We start from the raw sequence: 22,830 nt of genomic DNA, 5'->3' as shown, positions 1-22,830 counted from the left end.
CCGTCACCCGGGTCCGTCAACCCAAGAGATCACCACGGTTTCCCCAGGGCTCCCTCAGTGGCAACCCATGCGTCACCCATTCAACGGCCAAGAGATGTCACAGCTTCAACCACCCACTTGTTGACGTGCCCAGGACATCCATAGGTTCTGCCCGCCGTCGTGCGTACCCCGCACGACCGGCTGCACCCGCGCACCCCCCACATGTCCCCCCTCTCACCCACTCGTGGAGGACGTAAGTTGCGCAGAACCCTTTCCTCTGTCGCCATGGCCTCACTGGCCACGGCTGCCCTGGCCCTGGCCGCGCCGGCCGTCCAGGCGGCATCGGCGACGTCCGCGGCACACGGCGTCACCTTCGCGCACTCCTGTGCGGCCCCGACGCAGAAGAACGTCATGGCCTGCAACGCCCTCAAGGTCACGTCGGGCACCCCGCAGTCCGCCCACGCGGAGAGCGACCTTACGGCCGCCGCCGCACCCTCCGGCTACGGCCCCGCCTCACTGCAGGCGGCCTACAACCTGCCCTCGGCAACCGGCGGATCGGGCCAGACGGTCGCGATCGTCGACGCCTACGACGACCCCAACGCCGAGGCCGACCTCGCCGTCTACCGATCCCAGTACGGCCTGTCCGCCTGCACCACGGCGAACGGCTGCTTCAAGAAGGTCGACCAGAACGGCGGGACCAACTATCCGCGCGGTGACTCCGGCTGGGCCGAGGAGATCTCCCTCGACCTGGACATGGTCAGCGCGGCCTGCCCGAACTGCAAGATCCTGCTGGTGGAGGCCGGTTCGGCGTCCATGACCAAGCTCGGGACGGCCGTGAACACCGCGGTCAGGCTGGGCGCGAAGTTCGTCAGCAACAGCTACGGCGGCAGCGAGTCCTCCAGCGACACGACGTACGACTCCTCGTACTTCAACCACCCGGGCGTCGCCATCACCGTCTCCTCCGGTGACAACGGCTACGGCGTCGAGTACCCGGCCGCGTCCAGGTACGTGACGGCGGTGGGCGGCACGTCGCTGAAGACCGCGTCGAACTCCCGCGGCTGGACCGACACGGTGTGGAGCGGCGCGGGCTCGGGTTGCTCCGCGTACGACGCCAAGCCGAGCTGGCAGACCGACAGCGGGTGTGCCAGGCGCACGGTTGCCGACGTCTCCGCGGTCGCCGACCCGAACACCGGCGTCGCGGTCTACGACAGCTACCGCTCGGCCACCGGCTGGATGGTCTTCGGCGGCACCAGCGCTTCGTCCCCGCTGATCGCGGCGACGTACGCGCTGGCGGGCGCCCCGTCCTCCGGCTCCTCCCCGGCGTCCTTCCCGTACGCCCACACCTCGTCGCTGTACGACGTGACCAGCGGCTCCAACGGCAGCTGCTCCGGTTCCTACCTGTGCACCGGCACGACCGGGTACGACGGGCCCTCCGGCCTCGGCGTCCCCAACGGCACGGCGGCCTTCACGGGCTGACCCTCACGGTGATGTGAGCCTGTTGGCCGTGTGCACCGCGCGGAGGACGGCGGCCGCCTTGTTGCGGCACTCGTTGTCCTCCGCGACCGGGTCGGAGTCGGCGACGATGCCGGCTCCGGCCTGGACGTGGGCCGTGCCGTCGCGCAGCAGGGCCGTGCGGATGGCGATGGCGGTGTCGGAGTCGCCCGCGAAGTCGAGGTAGCCGACGCAGCCGCCGTACAACCCGCGCCGGGACGGCTCGAGCTCGTCGATGATCTGCATGGCGCGGGGCTTGGGGGCACCGGAGAGGGTGCCCGCCGGGAAGCAGGCGGTGAGGACGTCGAAGGACGTGCGCCCGGCCGCGACCCGTCCGGTGACCGTCGAGACGATGTGCATCACGTGGGAGTACCGCTCGATCGACATGAAGTCGACGACCTCCACCGAGCCGGGCTCGCACACCCGGCCCAGGTCGTTGCGCCCCAGGTCGACGAGCATCAGGTGCTCGGCGCGCTCCTTGGGGTCGGCGAGCAGCTCCTCGGCGAGAGCCTGGTCCTCCTGCGGGGTGGCGCCGCGGTGCCGGGTGCCGGCGATGGGGTGGACCATGGCCCGGCCGTCCTCGACCTTCACCAGCGCCTCGGGGGACGACCCGACGACGTCGAAGCCCTCGAAGCGGAACAGGTACATGTACGGCGAGGGATTGGTGGCCCTGAGCACCCGGTAGACGTCCAGCGCGCTCGCCGTGCACGGCGTCTCGAAGCGCTGCGAGGGGACGACCTGGAAGGCCTCGCCCGCGCGGATGCGCTCCTTGATGTCCTCGACCGCCTCCTGGAAGTCCTCGCCGCCCCACCGGGCGGTGTACTCGGGCAGTTCGGAGGGCGGCAGGGCGGCGGGGGGCTGGGCGACCGCCCGCGTGAGGTCGGCCTCCATGGCGTCGAGACGGGCCACGGCGTCCGCGTACGCCTCGTCGACGCCGGTGTCGAGGTCGTTGTGGTTGATGGCGTTGGCGATGAGCAGGACCGAGCCCTCCCAGTGGTCCATGACCGCGAGGTCGCTGGTGAGGAGCATGGTCAGCTCGGGCAGCCTCAGGTCGTCCCGCTCGCCGGGGCCGATCTTCTCCAGGCGGCGCACGATGTCGTAGCCCAGATAGCCGACCATGCCGCCGGTGAAGGGCGGCAGGCCCAGGTCGTGGGCGAGGTCGCGGGGGGTGTGAAGGGCCTCGACGGTGGCCCTCAGGGCGGCCAGCGGGTCGCCGTCCGTGGGGACGCCGACGGGCGGGGTGCCGAGCCAGTGGGCTTGGCCGCCCCGCTCGGTCAGGGTGCCGGCCGAGCGGACGCCCACGAAGGAGTAGCGGGACCATTGGTACGCGGCGCGGCCGTTCTCCGCGGACTCCAGCAGGAAGGTGCCGGGGCGCTCGGCGGCGAGTTTGCGGTAGAGCGCGACCGGGGTGTCGCCGTCGGCGAGGAGCTTGCGCGTGACCGGGATGACGCGGCGGTCGGTGGCCAGCTTGCGGAACGTCTCGAGGTCCATGGCGGCCGACCTTACTGATCCGCGGCCGGTGGGCCGGAGGGGGCGTCCTTGAGCAGCACGTCCGCGTCGAAGCAGGTGCGGTCGCCGGTGTGGCAGGCGGCGCCGACCTGGTCGACCCTGACCAGCACGGCGTCGGCGTCGCAGTCGAGCGCGACCGACCTCACGTGCTGCACATGGCCGGAGGTGTCGCCCTTGACCCAGTACTCCCGGCGGCTGCGCGACCAGTAGGTGCAGCGGCCGGTGGTGAGGGTGCGGTGCAGCGCCTCGTCGTCCATCCAGCCGAGCATGAGCACCTCACCGGTGTCGTACTGCTGGGCGATGGCGGGGAGCAGCCCGTCGGCGCTGCGCTTGAGGCGCGCGGCGATCTCGGGGTCCAGGCCGCTGGGCCTTGAGGGATCAGGCGTGCTGGTCATGCGGACCATTGTGCCGCGCCACGCCGACATCCCCGGTCACCGTCCGCTGGGCGGACCGTCGCCCCGGTCGTACGCTGACTGCATGTCGACCCATGCCAAGCGTGAACGACTCCTCCTCGCCGACCTGTTGGAGGCCACGGGCCCCGCCGCGCCCACGCTGTGCGAGGGCTGGAGGACCCGTGACCTCGCCGCCCACCTGGTGGTGCGCGAACGCCGCCCGGACGCCGCCGGAGGCGTGCTGATCAAACAGCTCGCACCACGCCTGGAGAAGGTGATGGACGAGTACGCCGCGAAGCCGTACGAGGAGCTGATCCAGCTGATCCGTACCGGCCCGCCGCGCTTCTCGCTCTTCTCCCTGAAACAGATCGACGAGGCGGCCAACACGGTCGAGTTCTACGTCCACACGGAGGACGTGCGCCGGGCGCAGCCCGACTGGGCGCCGCGCGAGCTGGACCCGGTCTTCCAGGACGCCCTGTGGTCCCGCCTGGAGCGCACGGCCCGCCTGACCGGACGCGGCGCCCCGACGGGCCTGGTCCTGCGCCGCCCGAACGGCCAGACGGCGGTCGCCCACCGTGGCACCCCGGTGGTGACGATCACCGGCGAGCCCTCGGAACTGCTGATGTTCGCACTGGGCCGGCAGCGGGTGGCGGACGTGGAAATGGAGGGCGAGAAGGAGGCGATCACGAAGCTGCAGGAGACGAAGCAGCTGGGGATCTGAGGGAGCCTGCAGCTTCCGCGTCCGGCTTTCGATCCGGCTTTCGCGTCTGCCCGCGAGGAAGCCCCGGCCACCTCATGGCGACCGGGGCCCGGGTCCAGCGTGGCCTCACCTTGGGCGCGGCCTCACCTCACGGGATGCCCCGCCTCCCGCAGCGTCTGCTTCACCTCTCCGATCCGCAGGTCACCGAAGTGGAACACCGACGCCGCCAGCACCGCGTCCGCGCCCGCCGCGACGGCCGGGGGGAAGTGGCCCAGTGCGCCCGCGCCGCCGGAGGCGATCAGCGGGACCGTGACGTGCTTGCGGACGGCCGCGATCATCTCCAGGTCGTAGCCGTCCTTGGTGCCGTCCGCGTCCATCGAGTTCAGCAGGATCTCGCCCGCGCCCAGCTCCGCCGCACGGTGCGCCCACTCGATCGCGTCGATGCCGGTGCCGCGGCGGCCGCCGTGGGTCGTCACCTCGAAGGAACCCGACTCGGTGCGGCGCGCGTCCACCGAGAGCACCAGGACCTGGCGGCCGAAGCGCTCCGCGATCTCCCGGATCAGGTCCGGGCGGGCGATCGCCGCCGTGTTGACGCCGACCTTGTCGGCGCCCGCCCGCAGCAGCTTGTCCACGTCCTCGGCGGTGCGGACGCCGCCGCCGACCGTCAGCGGGATGAACACCTGCTCGGCGGTGCGGCGCACCACGTCGTACGTCGTCTCCCGGTTGCCCGAGGAGGCGGTGATGTCCAGGAACGTCAGCTCGTCGGCGCCCTCGGCGTCGTACACCTTCGCCATCTCGACGGGGTCGCCGGCGTCGCGCAGGTTCTGGAAGTTGACACCTTTGACGACCCGGCCGTTGTCCACGTCCAGGCAGGGGATGACTCGGACCGCCAGGGTCATGAATCCACGGCTCCTCTTGCTTCTTCTAGCCTCTGACGGCTTCCAGTTCCACTTCGACCAGGATGCGCGGGTCGACGAAACCCCCGACCACCAGCAGGGTCGTCACCGGACGCACCTGGTCGAACAGCTCCTTGTGAGCCCGGCCCACCTCGTCGACGTCGCGCTGGTGGGTCAGGAACATCCGGGTCCGGACCACCGACTCGGGGCCGAGACCGAACTCGGCGATCGCCTCCAGCGCACTGGTGAACGCCACCTTCGCCTGCTCGTACGGGTCGCCCTCCCCGTACAGCACGGTGCCCTTGAAGGACGTCGTGCCGCCCACCAGGACGCGGTCCCCCGCCGCGACGGCACGCGCGAAACCGAAGGACTCCTCCCAGGGACTTCCGCTCTGCACACGCCGTACGGCTTCCGACGTCATGACGACACAACCTCCAGGGCCTCTTCCAGGGTGAACGCCTTCGCGTACAGGGCCTTCCCGACGATCGCGCCCTCAACCCCCACTGGGACGAGGCCGGCGATCGCCCGCAGGTCGTCCAGGGACGACACGCCGCCGGAGGCGACGACCGGGCGGTCCGTCGCCGCGCAGACGTTGCGCAGCAGCTCCAGGTTCGGGCCCTGCAGCGTGCCGTCCTTCGCGATGTCCGTGACCACGTACCGCGCGCAGCCCTCCTTGTCGAGGCGCTCCAGCGTCTCGTAGAGGTCGCCGCCGTCGCGGGTCCAGCCGCGGCCTCGCAGGGTGGTGCCGCGGACGTCCAGACCCACGGCGATCTTGTCGCCGTGCTCGGCGATGACCTCGGCGACCCACTCCGGGGCCTCCAGGGCGGCCGTGCCGAGGTTCACGCGGGTGCAGCCGGTGGCCAGGGCGGCGGCCAGGGTGCCGTCGTCGCGGATGCCGCCGGACAGCTCCACCTTGATGTCCATGGCCTGGGTGACCTCGGCGATCACCGCGCGGTTGTCACCGGTGCCGAACGCGGCGTCCAGGTCGACCAGGTGCAGCCACTCGGCGCCCGCCCGCTGCCAGGCGAGGGCGGCCTCCAGCGGGGAGCCGTAGGAGGTCTCCGTGCCGGACTCGCCGTGCACGAGGCGGACGGCCTGGCCGTCGCGGACGTCGACGGCGGGGAGGAGTTCGAGCTTGGCCATGGTCTACAGGGTTCCGATCCAGTTGGTGAGCAGCTGCGCGCCGGCGTCGCCGGACTTCTCGGGGTGGAACTGCGTGGCCCACAGGGCGCCGTTCTCCACGGCCGCGACGAACGGCTTGCCGTGCGTCGACCAGGTCACCTTGGGGGCGCTCATCGCCGGGTTGTGCGTCTGGAGCTGCCAGTCATGGACGGCGTAGGAGTGCACGAAGTAGAAGCGCGCGTCCGCGTCCAGGCCGGCGAACAGCTCGGAGTCGGCCGGTGCCTCGACGGTGTTCCAGCCCATGTGGGGCACGACGTCCGCCTGGAGCGGTTCGACCCGGCCCGGCCACTCGGCGAGGCCCTCGGTCTGGACGCCGTGCTCGATGCCGAGGCCGAAGAGGATCTGCATGCCGACGCAGATGCCCATCACGGGGCGCCCGCCGGCCAGCCGGCGGTCGATGATCCAGTCGCCACGCGCCTCCTTCAGGCCCTGCATGCAGGCGGCGAAGGCGCCGACGCCGGGCACCAGCAGGCCGTCGGCGTTCATGGCACGGTCGAAATCGCGGGTGATCTCCACGTCGGCGCCCGCGCGGGCGAGCGCACGCTCGGCGGAGCGGACGTTGCCGAAGCCGTAGTCGAAGACCACGACGTTCTTGGCGGTGCTCAATTCCACACCTCCAGACGCATGACGCCCGCGACGAGACACAGTGCCGCGGCGATGGACAGCAGCACGATCAGGCTCCTGGGCATCTTCTGCTTGACGAAGGAGATGATCCCACCGACGAGGAACAGGCCGACGACGATCAGCAGGGTCGAGGTGCCGTTCATGGCCTACAGCGCGCCCTTCGTGGACGGGAGGATGCCGGCCGCGCGCGGGTCGCGCTCGCTCGCGTAGCGCAGGGCCCGGGCCAGCGCCTTGAACTGGCACTCCACGATGTGGTGGGCGTTGCGCCCGTAGGGCACGTGCACGTGCAGCGCTATCTGGGCCTGGGCGACGAAGGACTCCAGGATGTGCCGGGTCATCGTGGTGTCGTACTCGCCGATCATCGGCGCCATGTTCTCGGGCTCGGTGTGCACCAGGTAGGGGCGGCCGGAGAGGTCGACGGTGACCTGGGCGAGGGACTCGTCCAGCGGGACCGTGCAGTTGCCGAAGCGGTAGATGCCCACCTTGTCGCCGAGGGCCTGCTTGAAGGCGGCACCGAGCGCGAGGGCGGTGTCCTCGATGGTGTGGTGCGAGTCGATGTGCAGGTCGCCGTCGGTCTTCACGGTCAGGTCGAACAGACCGTGCCGGCCGAGCTGGTCGAGCATGTGGTCGTAGAAGCCGACTCCCGTGGCGATGTCGGTCCTGCCGGTGCCGTCGAGGTCGATCTCGACGAGGACCGAGGTCTCCTTGGTGGTGCGCTCCACGCGCCCGACGCGGCTCATGCGCTCTGCTCCTTCGGGGGTGTGGGGATGTCCCCCACCACGTTCAGTGGTTCACGGACCGCGTCGAGGAACGCGTCGTTCTCCTCCGGGGTCCCGGCGGTGACCCGCAGCCACCCCGGTACGCCGTTGTCCCGGACCAGGACGCCCCGCTCCAGGATCCTCCGCCAGGCCTCGTGCGCGTCGGGGAAGCGCCCGAACTGCACGAAGTTGGCGTCGGACTCGGTGACGTCGTAGCCGATGGCCCGCAGTTCGGCGACCAGCCGGTCCCGTTCCGACTTCAGCTGCTCGACGTACTTCAGCAGGGTGTCGGTGTGCTCAAGGGCGGCCAGGGCGGTCGCCTGGGTGATCGCCGAGAGGTGGTACGGCAGCCGGACGAGCTGGACGGCGTCCACGACCGCCGGGTGCGCGGCGAGGTAGCCGAGGCGCAGGCCGGCGGCGCCGAAAGCCTTCGACATGGTGCGCGAGACGACGAGATTCGGCCGACCTTCGAGCAGCGGCAGCAGCGACGCGCCATGGCTGAACTCGATGTACGCCTCGTCGACGATCACCATGGACGGCTTGGCCGCCTGCGCGGCCTCGTACAGGGCGAGGACCGTCTCGGGCGGCACCGCGTTGCCCGTCGGGTTGTTGGGGGTGGTGACGAAGACGACGTCCGGCCGGTGCTCGGCGATCGCCTTCTCGGCGGCCGGGAGGTCGATCGTGAAGTCCTCGTTGCGGGGGCCGGAGATCCAGCCGGTGCCGGTGCCGCGTGCGATGAGCGCGTGCATCGAGTACGACGGCTCGAAGCCGATCGCGGTGCGCCCGGGGCCGCCGAAGGTCTGCAGGAGCTGCTGGATGACCTCGTTGGAGCCGTTGGCCGCCCAGACGTTCTCGAGGCCGACGTGGTGTCCGCCGGTCTTCGTCAGGTACTCGGCGAGCCGCGTGCGCAGTTCGACCGCGTCGCGGTCCGGGTAGCGGTTCAGGCCGCGGGCGGCCTCGCGTACGCGCTCGGTGATCCGTTCGACGAGCGGCTCGGGCAGCGGGTACGGGTTCTCGTTGGTGTTCAGCCGTACGGGCACGTCGAGCTGGGGGGCGCCATAGGGGCTCTTGCCGCGCAACTCGTCCCGGACGGGAAGATCGTCGATTCTGAGGCTCACTTGCTCTCGGGCACCTTCCAACCGAACCTTGCCTTGATCGCCGCGCCGTGCGCCGGGAGGTCCTCCGCCTCCGCCAGCGTGACCACGTGGTGCGCGACCTCGGCGAGCGCGTCCTTCGTGTAGTCGACGACGTGGATTCCGCGCAGGAAGGACTGGACGGACAGGCCGGAGGAGTGGCAGGCGCAGCCCCCGGTCGGGAGCACGTGGTTGGACCCGGCCGCGTAGTCGCCGAGGGAGACCGGCGCCCAGGGGCCGACGAAGACGGCACCCGCGTTCTTGACGCGGTCCGCCACCGCGGCGGCGTCGGCGGTCTGGATCTCCAGGTGCTCGGCTCCGTACGCGTCCACGACGCGCAGCCCCTCGTCGATGCCGTCGACCAGCACGATCGCCGACTGCTTGCCGGCCAGAGCCGGCCGGATCCGGTCCTCGACATGCCTGGTGGCGGCGACCTGAGGCTCCAGCTCCTTCTCCACGGCGTCCGCGAGCTCGACGGAGTCGGTGACGAGGACGGCGGCCGCCAGCGGGTCGTGCTCGGCCTGGCTGATCAGGTCGGAGGCCACGTGCACCGGGTCCGCGGTGGAGTCCGCGAGGATCGCGATCTCGGTGGGGCCGGCCTCGGTGTCGATGCCGATCCTTCCGGTGAAGTAGCGCTTGGCGGCGGCGACCCAGATGTTGCCGGGGCCGGTGACCATGTTCGCGGGCGGGCAGGACTCGGTGCCGTACGCGAACATCGCGACGGCGGTCGCTCCGCCGGCCGCGTACACCTCGTCGACGCCCAGCAGGGCGCAGGCGGCGAGGATCGTCGGGTGCGGCAGGCCGTCGAACTCGGCCTGGGCGGGGGAAGCGAGGGCGATCGACCCGACACCGGCCTCCTGGGCCGGGACGACGTTCATGATCACGGACGACGGGTAGACGGACCGGCCGCCGGGCGCGTACAGGCCCACGCGCTCCACCGGCACCCACTTCTCGGTCACCGTGCCACCGGGCACGACCCGGGTGGTGTGCGTGCTGCGGCGCTGCTCGCGGTGGACGAGACGGGCGCGGCGGATGGACTCCTCCAGGGCCGCGCGCACGGCCGGGTCGAGCTGCTCCAGGGCGTCCTTCAGAGCCTGGGCGGGGACCCGGACCGACGTGAGGCGGACTCCGTCGAACTTCTCGGCGAAGTCGATCAGCGCCGCGTCGCCACGATGATGCACGGCTTCGCAGATCGGACGCACCTTCTCCAGGGCGGCCGCTACGTCGAAGTCGGCTCGGGGCAGCAGGTCGCGCAGGGCGGGGCCCTCCGGGAGGGCGTCGCCGCGCAGATCGATTCGGGAGATCACAGCCCCAATTCTCGCAGACGGCACCGCCGGGCCGGACGGCCGTATCAATGGCTGATACAGGGCGTGGGCGGGCGGACGGCTCGGTGGCGGGCCGGTCGGCCGCGGGTGAACGGGACGCATCGGTGGACGACACGGCGTGTCGCGGCGGAGCCCGGCGCGCGGTGAGGGCCGCGGGGCCAGGTGGCCTGATTCGGTGGGTGGGGGCCGTGAGGCGGAAGATCCCCTTCACCTTCAGCGTTCGGCCCGTCACACAGCGGGCATGAACGGTCGTACGAAACCCGCGAGTAGCCGAGGGGGGAAGGAAGCGTCGTGACCGAGGGTGCCGGCCTCCGTGTCGAGGACGTGCCGGACGGGCTGACCGCCACGGAGGCCGGAATGTGGCAGGCCTTCCGCAACGGCAGCGAGTACGACCTGCGCGACGGGGACCCCGCCGTGGACGATCCGCACGGCGGCCACCCGTGGGGGCCCGAGCGCAGCGTGCGGGCCCGGATCGTTGCCTGGCTGCTCCTCGACGGCCCGCCCGCGCTCGCGGGGCGGGTCTCGTCGCTGAAGCTGACCGGCGTGCGGATCACGGACGCGCTGGATCTCGCGGGCGGCACGGTCGTGCCGTACCTGGAGCTGAAGGGCTGCCGGTTCGAGAAGGAGGTCCTGCTGCCGGAGGCCCGTTTCACGACCGTGCGGTTCGTGGACTGCTCGGTGCCGCGTCTGGAGGCGGCGCGTGTGCACACGGAGGGCGACCTGCATCTGGCGCGCTGCCGGTTCCAGGGTGGTGTGCGGCTCACGGACGCGCACATCGGCACCGACCTGATGCTCAACCAGGCCGTCGTCCACCGGGACCGGCGGGGCCGCTCCATCTCCGCGGACGGACTGAGCGTCGGTCAGGACCTGCAGGCCGAGATGCTGGAGTCGTACGGGGAGTTCAGCATGCGCAGCGCCAAGGTCGGTGTCTCGCTGAGCCTGCGCGGCGCCCGGCTGGCCAACCCTTACTCCCGGCTGGCCCTCAACGCCCCGCAGCTGACGGTGGAGCGCACCCTGTACCTCACCCCTGCGGGCGTCGGCAATCCGCTGCAGAGCAGCGGCACCACCCCCGCCCGGGGCACCCGGGTGCAGCGCTTCGAGTGCCGGGGCGGGATCCGGCTGGACGACGGGCGGTTCGGGGACGCGGTCGACCTGGACCGGGCCCGGTTCGTCCTCGACGACGACCAGGAGCTGTCGCTGCGCCGGGTCCAGACGCCCGAGCTGCGTTTCCTGGGCGATCGGCCCGAGCGGGGCAAGGTGATCCTCTCGGGTGCCCGGATCGTGAACCTGGTGGACCGGTGGACGAGCTGGCCGGGACTCGGCGATCTCCACATGGGCGGTTTCGCCTACGAGAACCTCGTGCCGCAGGACGCCTTCCCGCTCGCCCGGCGTCTGGAGTGGGTGGCCGCGGCGACCGCGGAGTACAACCCGGAGCCGTACGAGCGGCTCGCATCCGTGCTGCGCAACTCCGGTGAGGACGAGGACGCGCGCGAGGTGCTGCTCGCCAAGCAGCGGCGCCGCCGCGAGACACTGCCGCTCGCGGCCAAGCTGTGGGGGTACGTGCAGGACTGGACGGTCGCCTACGGTTACCGGCCCGGCCGCGCCGCGGTGTGGATGGCGGTGCTGTGGGCGGCGGCGTCGATCGCGTTCTCGCACGCGAGTCATCCGCCGGTCGACAAGGAGGGGCATCCGGCGTGGAACCCCTCCCTGTTCGCCCTGGACCTGCTGCTGCCGGTCATCGATCTGGGCCAGGCGGGCCAGTGGCAGCTGAGCGCGGCCTGGCAGTGGGTGTCGACGGGGGTGATCCTGCTCGGCTGGATACTGGCGACGACGGTCGCGGCGGGAGCGACGAGGCTCCTGAGACGCAACTGATCCTGTTGACATACGGTGCTGCTGTTTCCTGGCGGGCCCACCGTGGCCGAAGAGACCGCACATAGAGGTCCATCACCGTGGAAACAGCCGCTTTTTACTCTTTCTTGGATCTCCCCGGTACAACCAAACGCGGGTTACGCATTCGTGCTGGCGCGCCGCCGACCTGCGGCTTTTCAATGGTCGGCACCATGGCACTGCTCCGACCCTTCACCCGTACGCCACGGATGGCTCGCACCTCCCCCCGCCTCACAGACGGGCTGCCCGCCGACGACGAGGTCCTTCTCGACGCGCCCGACGACCGTCTGGCGCCCGCCCTGGTCGCGGCGGGCCGCGGCGAGTTCGGCCCGGCGGCCCGACTGCTCGCGGCCACCCGGGAGGCCGCCGAGTGGGAGGACCGCGACCGGTATGTGACACGGCTCGCCGCCTTCGCCCGCTCGCGCGACGAATGGCTCACGGACTGGCAGAACGCCGCCCCGCACGATCCCGACGCCACTGTGGTCGGGGCACAGCTGGCGGTGGCCCGCACCTGGGAGTCGCCGGCCCGCGTCGAACTCCTCCACCGAATCTCCCCCCTGGTCGCCGCGGCGATCGAGAGCGATCCCCGCGACCCGGTGGCGTGGCGGTTGGCGCTCGACCACGCACGCGGCGCGCAGGCCCGCCAGACCGAGTACGAGCGGCTGTGGGCCGAGGCCGTACGGCGCTCGCCCCACCACTACGGCTGTCATGTCGCGGCCCTGCAGTACCTGTCGGCCGCGTGCAGCGCCCAGTGGGGAAGGACCCCGCACACCCCCGGCGACTCGCACTGGGAGTGCTTCGACTTCGCCGAGACGGCCGCGCAGGACGCCCCGCCGGGCTCCCTGGTGCAGGCGCTGCCCGTGCGCGCCGCCTTCAAGTACCTGACGGAGGGCGACGGGGTGGTCGTGGCCCGGGGACGGCTGGACGCGGCGGCGGACCGGGCGATCGCGCTGTCGTCGCGGTTCGCGGCCGCCGACCCGTGGCCCGCGGAGATCCGCAATCTCCTCGTCTTCGTCCTGGTCCGGCTGGAGCGCTGGCGGGACGCGCTCACGCAACTGCGCATGACCGGCCCGTACGCCACGTCGTTTCCCTGGGACCGGTTCTGCGAGGACCCGCTGGGCCGGTTCCTGGAGGTGCGGGAAGCGGTACGACGGGCGGTGGTGTCGCCGGTTCCGGCGCACGCGCCGGAGCGGCTTCTGCCGCCCGGCCCTCCCCCCGGCAGGCACCTGATCGGGCACCTGAACGACCACAGCGGCCACACGCCCTGCTGCGACCATTAGGCTTTCGGGTCGTGACCACCGTCCGGCTCCCGCTCTTCCCGCTGAACTCGGTGCTGTTCCCGGGGCTCGTGCTCCCGCTGAACATCTTCGAGGAGCGCTATCGCGCCCTGATGCGCGACCTGTTGAAGATCCCCGAGGACGAACCGCGCCGGTTCGCCGTCGTCGCCATCCGCGACGGCCACGAGGTGGCGCCGAGCGCGCCGGGCATGCCGGACCCCACGGCCCTGCCCGAGCGCGGGCCCACGGCCGGCTTCGGGGCCGACCCGGCCAAGGCGTTCCACGCGGTGGGCTGTATCGCGGACGCGGCCACGATCCGGGAGCGGGCCGACGGCTCGTTCGAGGTCCTGGCGACCGGCACGACCCGCGTCCGCCTGCTCTCGGTGGACGCCTCCGGTCAGTATCTGACCGCCGAGCTGGAGGAGCTGCCGGAGGAGCAGGGCGACGAGGCGGGCGCACTGGCCGAAGGGGTGCTGAGGGCGTTCCGGCAGTACCAGAAGCGGCTGGCGGGCGCCCGGGAGAGGTCCCTGTCGGCGGGCGCCGACCTGCCGGACGAACCGGCTGTGGTGTCGTACCTGGTGGCGGCCGCGGTGATGCTGGACACGCCGACGAAGCAGCGGCTGCTGCAGGCGCCCGACACCGCCTCCCGCCTGCGCGACGAACTGAAACTGCTGCGCGCGGAGACGGCCATCATCCGTAACCTGCCGTCGTTGCCGGCGACGGAGCTGACGCGGACGCCGACAAGTCTGAACTGACGCGCGAACGCCTTTGGGGACGGGAACGGGAGCGGGCACGGCCGGATGGCGAAGAAATCGAAGAAGCAGCAGCCGGGCGGCACACCGGCGACGGTGGCCCTGACGGCGGCCGGGGTGGAGTTCACGGTCCACGCCTACGACCACGACCCGTCCCACCCGTCCTACGGCGAGGAGGCAGCCGAGGCGATGGGGGTCTCCCCCGCCCGGGTGTTCAAGACGCTGGTGGCCGACGTGGACGGGGCACTCGTGGTCGGGGTGGTCCCGGTGGCGGGTTCCCTCGACCTGAAGGCGCTGGCCACGGCGGTGGGCGGCAAGCGGGCGGCGATGGCGGACCCGCTGCTCGCGGAGCGTACGACGGGCTACGTACGGGGCGGCATCTCCCCCCTCGGTCAGCGCAGGAGGCTCCGCACCGTGCTCGACGAGTCGGCGGCGTCGCACACCACGATCTGTGTCTCCGCGGGGCGCCGGGGCCTGGAGGTGGAGCTGTCCCCCGAGGACCTGGCCAAGCTCACGGAGGCGACGCTGGCACCGATCGCCCGTGCCTGACCACTCGACGTACGGCGTTTCCTCGGCTAGTACGGAAACATGTCGAAGAGGACACGCAAGCGCAAATGGCGCATGAAGAAGGGTCACGCCAACCACGGCCACCGGCCGGCGTGACCACCGCCCACGACCCCGACGCCGGGCAGGCCAGATCCAGCCCGTCCGGCGATCGAGGAGGGGGCCGAAGGCCGACAGCGGGCGTCTGCGGCGCAGCCCCGGCGACGGGCACAGCAGGGGCGGCGGGGGCGAGACCGCCACGGCACGCCCCTGACCGCTACGCCTACGGCCCCGACCGCTGGACGGCTGCGCCCGGGCCCTGACGGCTACGCCTGCGGGGCAGCCACCCCGTAGGGGTCCGGATCCCGCGGGGCGAACAGCGCCGTCAGCCCCAGGTGCACCACCAGCGCAGCCACCGACCACGCCAGCAACGCCCCCTTGGCCCCGAGCTTCAGCGGCGCGGAGAACGTCACTCCCCTGCCCACGTGCCGGGCGTGCGCGATCACGTTGGACGTGGGTCCCAGCCAGACCCCCAGGCGCCACGCGAGCAGCGATCCCAGCAGTCCGCCCACACAGAGCGCCACCACGAGCGGCACCCCGCCCCGCTTGCGCACCAGGAAGACCACCAGCGCGCTGAGCACGCCGAAGCCGGCCGCGAGCAGCGTGAACGTCCCGTCCACCCCGATCGCCTGTTCCCCCTCGCTGTCCTTCAGATAGACGACCCAGCCGTTGTCGACCCGGTCCCCGACCAGCGGCACGTGCGGCGCCAGCCACCACCACAGCACCCCGAGCAACGCCCCGGCGAGGGCGACGCCCACCGTGATCACGGCGGCCTCGCACACCTCGGTCTTCATCGCGGGCCCGTCCGCCCCGTACACGGCCGTGGCACCGTGCGGCGCGGGCCCCATCCCCACGGGCTCGGACACGGCGTGCCAGGCCTCGTGCGAAGACTGCGGGGACTGTTCGTGCGGGGGCGGGGGCGGAGTCAACGGAGCGGTCACCTTCACATCCTGCCAGGCGTGGCTGTCAGCCGCGTCACCGGACGGCCGCCCGGCGGTACGCCCAGGTCGCCATGGCCAGCGAGGCCACCCCGACGGCGGCGCACACGCCCAGGTCGCCGAGGACGAACGCCCAGTCCGGATGCCCGCCGAAGGTCCGCGCAAACGCCTCCACGCCGTACGTCGAGGGCAGCAGGTCCCGTACGACCTGAATGGCCTCCGGCATCCGATGCGCCGGCAGCACGCCCAGCAGCAGCGCCGCCGACATGCCCAACTGCCCGAGCAGTGTGGCCAGTTCGGGCCGTGGCGCGAGCAGTCCGAGGGCGGCGCCGAGCCCGGACAGCGCGGCGCCGGCCAGCGGGATCACCGCGGCGAGGACCCACAGGTGGGCGAGCGGCAGCCCGAACAGCACGCACCCGAAGACGGCGGTCACGAGGGTCCCGGGCACGGTGAAGGAGGCGTACGCCGCCGCGGCGCCCAGCACCACCGCGGCGGCCGGCACCGGCAGCGTGGCGTAGTGGTCGAGCCCGCCGCTGCCGCGCAGCTGTCCGAAGTACTGGGCGAGCAGGTTCAGTCCCACGTACGCGACCACGAGCACGGACGACCCGGCGACCACGGACCACGCGTCGCTCCCGCCGCCGCTCACCACCCCGCGCATCATGATCATGATGCCGATCGACTGGAACGTCGCCACGAACAGCAGTGGAATCCGCGCGACCCGGGCCCGCGACAGCTGGGCCCGGTAGACGGCGGCGAGCGACGGCCACAGCCGTGCCCGCGGCCCGAGGGCGGCGCCGTCCACGGCGCCGTCGTCCGTCGCCCGGGCGCCGGGCAGGACCCCGGCGGGTACGACACTCACCTCGCGCTGCTCCTCTTCGTTCTCCCCAGGGTTCCCCTGACGTTCGTCCCCAAGCCCGTGAAGTTCCCCTCGCAACTCCATACGGACACGACGCCCCTCACGCTCATGCCTTCACCAGCCCTTGGCCGCTGCCGCCGAGGGTCAGGTAGACATCCTCCAGGCTGGGTGCGGCCAGGGTGAAGTCGTCGAGGGCGGCGAAGGCGGCGCCCCCGGTGACGGTGGCGACGGCCGCGCGCGCCTCCTCGGGACCCATCCGCAGCGACCAGCGGCGCCCGGACTCCACGGCGCGGGTGCGCAGCGCGGCGACCTCGGGCACGTCCAGGGGGGCCCGCTCGCGCCAGACGAGTTCGACGCGGACCTCGCCGGCGACGCGCTCCTTGAGCCCGGCCGGGGTGTCGCAGGCGATGATCCGGCCCCGGTCGAGGACGGCGACCCGGTCGAGGACGGTCTCCGCCTCGATGACGTTGTGGGTGACCAGCACCACGGTCGTCCCGCGCGCGGCCCGCCGCCGGTCCACGGCGGCCCACACGGCGCGGCGGGCGACCGGGTCCATGCCGGTGGTCGGCTCGTCGAGCACCAGCAGCGGACGCTCCCCCACCAGTGCGGCGGCGAAGCAGGCGAGCCGGCGCTGGCCGCCGGACAGCTTCTTCAGCGGCCTGGAAGCGATCGGTGCGAGCCCGAGCTCGTCGAGCACGGCGTCCCGCTCGTCGCGGGCCTGCCGAAGGTCGAGCCCGCGCAGCCGTCCGGTGGTCTCGGCGGCGAGTGAGACGGTCAGCTCGTCGAGGGCGGTGGACTCCTGGCCGAGGTAGGCGAGGATGCGGGCGGCCCGCTCGGGGTGACGCACGATGTCGTGTCCCATGATCTCGACGCTGCCGCTGTCGGGCCGCATCAGCCCGGTGAGCTGGCGTACGAGGGTGGACTTGCCGGCGCCGTTCGGCCCGAGCAGTCCGAAGATCTCACCGCGCCGGATGTCCAGCCGTACGTCGTCGGTGGCCCGTACCTCGGGCGTCCCGGGCGCGCCGCGCCGCCCCCGCACCGCCGGGTAGGTCTTGGTCAGCCCGCGCACGGCGCACACGACGTCGTCACTGTGCCGTGGTGCCGTTGCGCTGCGCTTGCTCACAAAGGACGAGGGTAAAGGGTGCCGCCCGCCGAACGGTTCCCGGGGCCCGCACAGGCCGCGGTCCCGAGCGGCGTTCTCATTCGCCGGGGGGCGTCTCCGCCGCCGTGCGCTGGTCGATCTCCCGCCAGAAGCCAGCCCGGATCGCATACCGGTCGTGTTCGTCGATCTGGTCGTCCTTGTGGGCGAGCAGGCCGAAGCGGGCCGCGTACCGCAGCAGCTCACCGTCGATGCGGTGCGGCACCCGCGGATACATGGTCGACAGTTTCTGCAGGTGGGAGGGGTCGGCGAGGCGGGAGATCCACCGCCGGGCGAAGACCTGCCCCACCTCGTAGGGGTCGCCGCCGACCGTGGTGATGTCCTCCTCCCGGTCGGCCCACCGCTGCTCGGCGGTCGTCAGCAGCGCCAGCGTCGGCAGCGAGGCGGCCTCCGGCGACTCGGCCGCGACGGGCCGGTCCACCCAGCCCTTGTCGGACGACCAGCGCAGCGTCGCCCCGGCGGGCTGCTGCGCGGTCTGCGACGTCCGCAGCGCCGCGAGGTCCTTCGGGGTCGGTACGCCCTTGGTGACCGGCACCCGCTCCTGCGCGCCGTTGCGCGAGGCGACCGCCGGGACGTGGTCCTGCTCCGCGGCGGGCCGCTCCGCGGCGGCGGTGAGGGCCGACTCGGGCAGGGGCGCGGAAAGGATCGCGGCGATCTCCGGACGGGGCGCGGGCGGCGGCGCGCACACCCCGCCCAGCTCCTTGGGTCGCACGGCCCGGGTGATCCACGCCCGGTCGAGCACGCGTCGCTCGTCGGCCTCGGCGACCAGGTCCTCGGACTGGTTGTAGTCGCCGTCCGCGGCCTGCACGGCCCACAGGTGCACGGCGACCCCGTGCTCCTTGGCTGCCATCATGCCCGGCAGCAGGTCTCCGTCGCCGGTGACGAGCACGATGTCCGAGCAGGCGCGGTTGCGGGCCAGCTCGGTCAGCTCGGCGTGCATCGCGGCGTCGACGCCCTTCTGCGCCCACCGCCCGTCGCTGCGGGTCAGCGCGCCGAGGCGCACGGTGACCCGGGGCATCACCCGCAGTCGGCGGTGCTCCGGCTGGGGTACGCGGTCCGGTGCGCCGTCGAACCAGTAGATGCGCAGCAGTGGCCGCCCGGTGTCGTCCTCGGCGCGTTCTCGCAGTCCCTGGATGAGGGCGGCGTGGTCGACGGTGATCCGGGACCTCGAGGGTTCCCCGGCGAGGAGGCTGGCGGCAGCCCCGAGCAGATACCCGGCGTCCACCAGGACGATGCAGCGGTCCACGCGATCCACCCTCTTTCCGGGAGGTTTGCTTCGGGCTTGCTTCGAGTCTGCCCGACGGCGGTGAGGTTAACGGCCCGAACTCGATCTTCGGCGTGGCGTATCGGGGGGCCGGCTCGCGAAGGACGGTGTCACGCAGGGTAATTGTCCGACATGCGATTGATGTCAGCGTGTGTGAATCTGGTCGCGGCCCTGGCCCCTAGTCCCCCACAGGAGGCATCACCATGGCCAAGAACAAGAACCGCAAGCAAGCCGGCCCGCAGAACCGCTCCCCCAAGGCCGAGCAGGCGCAGGAGCACACCCAGCGGCCCGCGGCGGAGGCGCACGCGTCTCCGATGGCGCAGGCGCCGGGCAGCCCGGCGGACGCCACCCGTAAGAAGCAGAAGAGCTTCGGCCACAACTGACGCCCGCCCGAGGACTGGTGCCGAGGCCCGCGCGCGAGGGCCGACGCGCAAAAAGGGGCGCGCCCGTCATCGGGTGCGCCCCTTGTCGGCTGTGTGGCGCCGGGTGATCAGCCCGCCGCCGGGTGATCACCCGGCCAGGCAGGACGGGCCGAGCAGGACCTTGAGGTCGCCGTAGAGCGCGGGATCCGGCTTGACCCGGTGGCGGTCCAGGCGCAGGACCGTCGTCTTGCGCGGTCCCTGGAGCTTGATCCGCACCTCGCTGTCGCCCTTGTGCTGGCTGAGGATCTCGCCCAGGCGGCTCACCATCGGCGGGGTGACCCGCGTGGCCGGGATGGTGAGCACCACGGGCGCGTTGGCGCCCGCGTTGGACAGGTCCGGAACCATCAGTTCCATCGCGACCAGCCGCGGCACGTCCTCGCGCTTGTCGAGGCGGCCCTTGACGAACACCACGGCGTCCTCGACGAGTTGGGTGGACACCAGCTGGTAGGTCGCCGGGAAGAACATGCACTCGATGGAGCCCGCGAGGTCCTCGACCGTGGCGATCGCCCACGCGTTGCCCTGCTTGGTCATCTTGCGCTGCAGGCCCGAGATGATGCCGCCGATGGTGACGACCGCTCCGTCCGCGTGCTCGCCGCCGGTGAGCTGGGCGATGCCCGCGTCCGCCTTGTCGGACAGCACGTGCTCGAGGCCGAACAGCGGGTGGTCGGAGACGTACAGACCGAGCATCTCCCGCTCCTGGGCGAGCAGATAGGTCTTGTCCCACTCCTCGTCGGTGAAGGTGACGTCGAGGCCGAACCCGGGCTCGCTGCTCTCCTCCTCCATCCCGCCGAAGAGGTCGAACTGGCCTTCGGCCTCCTTGCGCTTGACCGCGACCACGTTGTCGATCATCGGCTCGTACTGCGCCATCAGGCCCTTGCGGGTGTGGCCGAGGGAGTCGAAGGCGCCGGCCTTGATGAGCGATTCCGTCGTCCGCTTGTTGCAGACGACCGCCTCGACCTTGTCCAGGTAGTCCGGGAAGGACGTGTACTTCCCCTTGGCCTTGCGGCAACGGATGACCGACTCGACGACGTTCGCGCCGACGTTGCGCACGGCGGAGAGGCCGAAGAGGATCACGTCGTCGCCCTGCGCGGCGAAGTTGGACTCGGACTCGTTGACGTTCGGCGGGAGCACCCGGATGCCCATGCGACGGCACTCGTTCAGATAGACGGCCGACTTGTCCTTGTCGTCCTTCACCGAGGTGAGGAGCGCGGCCATGTACTCGGCGGGGTGGTTCGCCTTCAGGTACGCGGTCCAGTAGGAGACCAGGCCGTACGCGGCCGAGTGCGCCTTGTTGAACGCGTAGCCGGCGAACGGGACCAGCACGTCCCACAGAGCCTGGATCGCCTCGTCGCTGTAGCCGTTCTTGCGGGCGCCCGCCTGGAAGATGACGAAGTTCTTCTCCAGCTCCTCGGGCTTCTTCTTGCCCATCACGCGGCGGAGGATGTCGGCCTCGCCGAGCGAGTAGCCGGCGATGATCTGGGCGGCCTTCTGCACCTGCTCCTGGTAGACGATCAGGCCGTAGGTGACGTCCAGGACCTCCTTGAGCGGCTCCTCCAGCTCGGGGTGGATCGGCGTGATCTCCTGCTGCCCGTTCTTGCGCAGCGCGTAGTTGGTGTGGGAGTTCATGCCCATCGGGCCCGGGCGGTACAGGGCCGACACGGCGGAGATGTCTTCGAAGTTGTCGGGCTTCATCAGCCGCAGCAGCGAGCGCATGGGGCCGCCGTCGAACTGGAAGACGCCGAGGGTGTCGCCGCGCTGGAGCAGCTCGAAGGTCGTGGGGTCGTCGAGCGGGAGGCTCAGGAGATCGATGTCGATCCCCTTGTTGGCCTTCACCATCTTGACGGCGTCGTCCATGATCGTGAGGTTGCGCAGGCCCAGGAAGTCCATCTTCAGCAGGCCGAGCGACTCACAGCTCGGGTAGTCCCACTGGGTGATGGTCACGCCGTCGGTGTGCCTCACCCAGACGGGGACGTGCTCGGTGATGGTCTCGCTGGACATGATCACACCGGCCGCGTGCACGCCCATCTGCCGCACCAGGCCCTCCACGCCGCGTGCGGTGTCGATGACCTTCTTCACGTCCGGCTCGTTCTCGTACATCGACCGGACCTCGCCCGCCTCCGAGTAGCGGGGATGGCTCGGGTCGGTGATGCCGGACAGCGGGATGCCCTTGCCGAGGACGTCCGCGGGCATGGCCTTGGTGATGCGGTCGCCCATCGCATACGGGTAGCCCAGCACGCGCGCGGAGTCCTTGATCGCGTTCTTGGCCTTGATGGTGCCGTAGGTGCCGATCATGGCGACCTTGTCGGCGCCGTACTTCTCCGTCACGTACCGGATCACCTCGACGCGCCGGCGCTCGTCGAAGTCGATGTCGACGTCGGGCATCGAGATGCGCTCGGGGTTGAGGAACCGCTCGAAGATCAGACCGTGCGGGATGGGGTCGAGGTCGGTGATGCCGAGGGCGTAGGCGACGATCGAGCCCGCGGCGGAGCCTCGGCCGGGGCCGACCGCGATGCCCTGGCGCTTGGCCCACATGATGAAGTCGGCGACCACGAGGAAGTAGCCCGGGAACCCCATCTGGATGATGACGTCCATCTCGTACTCGGCCTGCTTCTGGCGGTCCTCGGGGACACCGCCCGGGTAGCGGCGCTCCATGCCGCGGCGGACCTCCTCCTGGAACCAGGTGACCTCGGTGTACCCCTCGGGGATGTCGAACTTCGGCATGAGGTCGCGCTTGAGGAACATCCCTTCGGTGTCGACCATCTCCGCGATCAGCCGGGTGTTCTCGCAGCCCTCCTGCCAGGCGTCCGAGGAGTCGATGGCGTACATCTCCTCGGTGGACTTCAGGTAGTAGCCGGTGCCGTCGAACTTGAAGCGGTCCGGGTCGGAGAGGTTCTTGCCCGTCTGGATGCACAGCAGGGCGTCGTGGGCGGAGGCCTCGTGCGCGTACGTGTAGTGCGAGTCGTTGGTGACAAGCGGCGGGATGCCGAGTTTCCTGCCGATCTCCAGCAGGCCGTCGCGGACCCGGCGCTCGATCTCGATGCCGTGGTCCATCAGCTCCAGGAAGTACTTGTCCTTGCCGAAGATGTCCTGGTAGTCGGCGGCGGCCTTCAGTGCCTCGTCGAAGTGGCCGAGGCGCAGCCGGGTCTGCACCTCGCCCGAGGGGCAGCCGGTGGAGGCCACGATGCCCTCGGACCACTGCGCGATGGTCTCCTTGTCCATGCGGGGCCACTTCTGCAGCCAGCCCTCGGCGTACGCGTCGGAGGACAGGCGGAAGATGTTGTGCAGGCCGGTCCTGTTCACCGCCCACATCGTCTTGTGGGTGTAACCGCCGGAGCCGGAGATGTCGTCCCTCTTCTGGTGCGGCTGACCCCAGAGGATCTTGCGCTTGTTGCGCCGGGACTCGGGGGCGACGTACGCCTCGATCCCGATGATCGGGGTGATTCCGGCCTTCTTCGCGGAGTGGAAGAAGTCGTACGCCCCGTGGAGGTTGCCGTGGTCGGACATGGCGATGTGGGTCATGCCCATCTCGTTGCACGCGTTGAACATGTCCTTCAGCCGCGCGGCACCGTCCAGCAGCGAGTACTGGGTGTGGACGTGCAGGTGCGTGAACGGCGGCTTGGACACGGTTCGGGCCTCCAATATGCAAGTGTGGCGCGCAGCGCCTCGTTCAGGGGCGGTGGTCC

At 71.2% G+C, this 22,830-nt stretch carries 23 protein-coding genes; 8 read left to right on the top strand and 15 right to left on the bottom strand.

Annotated features, from left to right (window positions below):
• Window positions 1-201: 201 nt before the first annotated feature.
• Window positions 202-1,455: a S53 family peptidase gene (locus AC5WS8_RS14830; RefSeq protein WP_496103923.1), complete on the top strand. Its 1,254-nt coding sequence runs from the start codon at window positions 202-204 to the stop codon at window positions 1,453-1,455.
• A gap of 3 nt (window positions 1,456-1,458) precedes the next feature.
• Here AC5WS8_RS14830 and AC5WS8_RS14825 read toward each other — a convergent pair whose 3' ends face one another.
• Both AC5WS8_RS14825 and hisI read right to left on the bottom strand, forming a co-directional pair.
• Entirely contained in the window at window positions 1,459-2,961 is a 1,503-nt protein-coding gene (locus AC5WS8_RS14825; RefSeq protein WP_496103834.1) for an anthranilate synthase component I, read from the bottom strand.
• An 11-nt stretch (window positions 2,962-2,972) separates the two neighbouring features.
• Window positions 2,973-3,374 carry a phosphoribosyl-AMP cyclohydrolase gene (gene hisI / locus AC5WS8_RS14820; RefSeq protein WP_496103833.1) on the bottom strand — a complete coding sequence of 134 codons (402 nt, stop codon included), beginning with the start codon at window positions 3,372-3,374 and terminating at the stop codon, window positions 2,973-2,975.
• 82 nt (window positions 3,375-3,456) lie between these two features.
• Here hisI and AC5WS8_RS14815 point away from each other — a divergent pair, with 82 nt between their 5' ends.
• Window positions 3,457-4,092 carry a TIGR03085 family metal-binding protein gene (locus AC5WS8_RS14815; protein WP_496103832.1) on the top strand — a complete coding sequence of 212 codons (636 nt, stop codon included), beginning with the start codon at window positions 3,457-3,459 and terminating at the stop codon, window positions 4,090-4,092.
• 122 nt (window positions 4,093-4,214) lie between these two features.
• On the opposite strand, the gene hisF is transcribed toward AC5WS8_RS14815, so the two are convergent.
• The 8 genes from hisF to hisD are packed head-to-tail and all read right to left on the bottom strand — an operon-like array spanning window position 4,215 to window position 9,971.
• On the bottom strand, window positions 4,215-4,970 hold the full coding sequence (hisF, locus tag AC5WS8_RS14810; RefSeq protein ID WP_496103831.1) for an imidazole glycerol phosphate synthase subunit HisF: 756 nt from the start codon (window positions 4,968-4,970) through the stop codon (window positions 4,215-4,217).
• Between the two features lie 25 nt (window positions 4,971-4,995).
• Window positions 4,996-5,388 (bottom strand): RidA family protein, encoded by a 393-nt coding sequence (locus AC5WS8_RS14805; protein WP_496103830.1) that lies wholly within the window; start codon window positions 5,386-5,388, stop codon window positions 4,996-4,998.
• Window positions 5,385-6,110 (bottom strand): bifunctional 1-(5-phosphoribosyl)-5-((5-phosphoribosylamino)methylideneamino)imidazole-4-carboxamide isomerase/phosphoribosylanthranilate isomerase PriA, encoded by a 726-nt coding sequence (gene priA / locus AC5WS8_RS14800; protein WP_496103829.1) that lies wholly within the window; start codon window positions 6,108-6,110, stop codon window positions 5,385-5,387. Before priA ends, AC5WS8_RS14805 begins: the two co-directional genes overlap by 4 nt.
• A gap of 3 nt (window positions 6,111-6,113) precedes the next feature.
• A complete protein-coding gene (gene hisH / locus AC5WS8_RS14795; protein ID WP_496103828.1) occupies window positions 6,114-6,761 on the bottom strand; it encodes an imidazole glycerol phosphate synthase subunit HisH in 648 nt (215 codons plus the stop codon).
• Complete coding sequence (locus tag AC5WS8_RS14790; RefSeq protein ID WP_496103827.1) at window positions 6,752-6,916, bottom strand: hypothetical protein; 165 nt, start codon at window positions 6,914-6,916, stop codon at window positions 6,752-6,754. The genes hisH and AC5WS8_RS14790 overlap by 10 nt, the downstream gene beginning before the upstream one ends.
• Window positions 6,917-6,919: 3 nt before the next feature.
• Window positions 6,920-7,513: an imidazoleglycerol-phosphate dehydratase HisB gene (gene hisB / locus AC5WS8_RS14785; RefSeq protein ID WP_030783530.1), complete on the bottom strand. Its 594-nt coding sequence runs from the start codon at window positions 7,511-7,513 to the stop codon at window positions 6,920-6,922.
• Window positions 7,510-8,649, bottom strand: coding sequence for a histidinol-phosphate transaminase (locus AC5WS8_RS14780; RefSeq protein ID WP_496103826.1), 1,140 nt, complete (start codon window positions 8,647-8,649; stop codon window positions 7,510-7,512). The genes hisB and AC5WS8_RS14780 overlap by 4 nt, the downstream gene beginning before the upstream one ends.
• The gene (hisD, locus tag AC5WS8_RS14775; RefSeq protein ID WP_496103825.1) at window positions 8,646-9,971 is read right to left on the bottom strand and encodes a histidinol dehydrogenase; all 1,326 of its coding nucleotides are present in this window, start codon (window positions 9,969-9,971) and stop codon (window positions 8,646-8,648) included. The genes AC5WS8_RS14780 and hisD overlap by 4 nt, the downstream gene beginning before the upstream one ends.
• 309 nt (window positions 9,972-10,280) lie before the next feature.
• Here hisD and AC5WS8_RS14770 point away from each other — a divergent pair, with 309 nt between their 5' ends.
• The 5 genes from AC5WS8_RS14770 to AC5WS8_RS14750 all read left to right on the top strand — a co-directional run bounded on the left by AC5WS8_RS14770 (window position 10,281) and on the right by AC5WS8_RS14750 (window position 14,568).
• The gene (locus AC5WS8_RS14770; RefSeq protein ID WP_496103824.1) at window positions 10,281-11,861 is read left to right on the top strand and encodes an oxidoreductase; all 1,581 of its coding nucleotides are present in this window, start codon (window positions 10,281-10,283) and stop codon (window positions 11,859-11,861) included.
• Between the two features lie 176 nt (window positions 11,862-12,037).
• The gene (locus AC5WS8_RS14765) at window positions 12,038-13,156 is read left to right on the top strand and encodes a hypothetical protein (RefSeq protein ID WP_496103823.1); all 1,119 of its coding nucleotides are present in this window, start codon (window positions 12,038-12,040) and stop codon (window positions 13,154-13,156) included.
• 11 nt (window positions 13,157-13,167) lie between these two features.
• A complete protein-coding gene (locus tag AC5WS8_RS14760; protein ID WP_496103822.1) occupies window positions 13,168-13,908 on the top strand; it encodes an LON peptidase substrate-binding domain-containing protein in 741 nt (246 codons plus the stop codon).
• Between the two features lie 45 nt (window positions 13,909-13,953).
• On the top strand, window positions 13,954-14,454 hold the full coding sequence (gene ybaK / locus AC5WS8_RS14755) for a Cys-tRNA(Pro) deacylase (RefSeq protein WP_496103821.1): 501 nt from the start codon (window positions 13,954-13,956) through the stop codon (window positions 14,452-14,454).
• 39 nt (window positions 14,455-14,493) lie between these two features.
• Window positions 14,494-14,568, top strand: a complete 75-nt coding sequence (locus AC5WS8_RS14750) for a hypothetical protein (protein WP_465269763.1) — start codon at window positions 14,494-14,496, stop codon at window positions 14,566-14,568.
• Window positions 14,569-14,774: 206 nt separating this feature from the next.
• Here the strand turns inward: AC5WS8_RS14750 and AC5WS8_RS14745 are convergent, their stop codons facing one another.
• From AC5WS8_RS14745 to AC5WS8_RS14730, 4 genes are all read right to left on the bottom strand, one after another.
• The gene (locus tag AC5WS8_RS14745; protein ID WP_496103820.1) at window positions 14,775-15,449 is read right to left on the bottom strand and encodes an AAA family ATPase; all 675 of its coding nucleotides are present in this window, start codon (window positions 15,447-15,449) and stop codon (window positions 14,775-14,777) included.
• A 34-nt stretch (window positions 15,450-15,483) separates the two neighbouring features.
• Window positions 15,484-16,305: an ABC transporter permease gene (locus AC5WS8_RS14740; RefSeq protein WP_496103819.1), complete on the bottom strand. Its 822-nt coding sequence runs from the start codon at window positions 16,303-16,305 to the stop codon at window positions 15,484-15,486.
• Between the two features lie 103 nt (window positions 16,306-16,408).
• Entirely contained in the window at window positions 16,409-17,380 is a 972-nt protein-coding gene (locus AC5WS8_RS14735) for an ABC transporter ATP-binding protein (RefSeq protein ID WP_496103922.1), read from the bottom strand.
• 121 nt (window positions 17,381-17,501) lie between these two features.
• Window positions 17,502-18,707, bottom strand: coding sequence for an NYN domain-containing protein (locus AC5WS8_RS14730; protein WP_496103818.1), 1,206 nt, complete (start codon window positions 18,705-18,707; stop codon window positions 17,502-17,504).
• A gap of 221 nt (window positions 18,708-18,928) precedes the next feature.
• Here AC5WS8_RS14730 and AC5WS8_RS14725 point away from each other — a divergent pair, with 221 nt between their 5' ends.
• A complete protein-coding gene (locus AC5WS8_RS14725) occupies window positions 18,929-19,108 on the top strand; it encodes a hypothetical protein (RefSeq protein WP_496103817.1) in 180 nt (59 codons plus the stop codon).
• A 126-nt stretch (window positions 19,109-19,234) separates the two neighbouring features.
• Here the strand turns inward: AC5WS8_RS14725 and dnaE are convergent, their stop codons facing one another.
• Window positions 19,235-22,771 (bottom strand): DNA polymerase III subunit alpha, encoded by a 3,537-nt coding sequence (gene dnaE, locus AC5WS8_RS14720; RefSeq protein ID WP_496103816.1) that lies wholly within the window; start codon window positions 22,769-22,771, stop codon window positions 19,235-19,237.
• Window positions 22,772-22,830: the final 59 nt, after the last annotated feature.

It is taken from the genome of Streptomyces sp. PTL18 (genome assembly GCF_059510295.1).
The sequence above is the reverse complement of the archived record's forward strand: the minus strand, read 5'-3'. Positions and strand labels throughout refer to the sequence as shown.

What these genes read in the sequence shown, in the direction of transcription:
- AC5WS8_RS14830 (WP_496103923.1), top strand. Translation starts at nt 202, where the DNA reads ATGTCCCCCCTCTCACCCACTCGTGGAGGACGTAAGTTGCGCAGAACC.
- AC5WS8_RS14825 (WP_496103834.1), bottom strand. Translation starts at nt 2,961, where the DNA reads ATGGACCTCGAGACGTTCCGCAAGCTGGCCACCGACCGCCGCGTCATC.
- hisI (WP_496103833.1), bottom strand. Translation starts at nt 3,374, where the DNA reads ATGACCAGCACGCCTGATCCCTCAAGGCCCAGCGGCCTGGACCCCGAG.
- AC5WS8_RS14815 (WP_496103832.1), top strand. Translation starts at nt 3,457, where the DNA reads ATGTCGACCCATGCCAAGCGTGAACGACTCCTCCTCGCCGACCTGTTG.
- hisF (WP_496103831.1), bottom strand. Translation starts at nt 4,970, where the DNA reads ATGACCCTGGCGGTCCGAGTCATCCCCTGCCTGGACGTGGACAACGGC.
- AC5WS8_RS14805 (WP_496103830.1), bottom strand. Translation starts at nt 5,388, where the DNA reads ATGACGTCGGAAGCCGTACGGCGTGTGCAGAGCGGAAGTCCCTGGGAG.
- priA (WP_496103829.1), bottom strand. Translation starts at nt 6,110, where the DNA reads ATGGCCAAGCTCGAACTCCTCCCCGCCGTCGACGTCCGCGACGGCCAG.
- AC5WS8_RS14790 (WP_496103827.1), bottom strand. Translation starts at nt 6,916, where the DNA reads ATGAACGGCACCTCGACCCTGCTGATCGTCGTCGGCCTGTTCCTCGTC.
- hisB (WP_030783530.1), bottom strand. Translation starts at nt 7,513, where the DNA reads ATGAGCCGCGTCGGGCGCGTGGAGCGCACCACCAAGGAGACCTCGGTC.
- AC5WS8_RS14765 (WP_496103823.1), top strand. Translation starts at nt 12,038, where the DNA reads ATGGTCGGCACCATGGCACTGCTCCGACCCTTCACCCGTACGCCACGG.
- ybaK (WP_496103821.1), top strand. Translation starts at nt 13,954, where the DNA reads ATGGCGAAGAAATCGAAGAAGCAGCAGCCGGGCGGCACACCGGCGACG.
- AC5WS8_RS14725 (WP_496103817.1), top strand. Translation starts at nt 18,929, where the DNA reads ATGGCCAAGAACAAGAACCGCAAGCAAGCCGGCCCGCAGAACCGCTCC.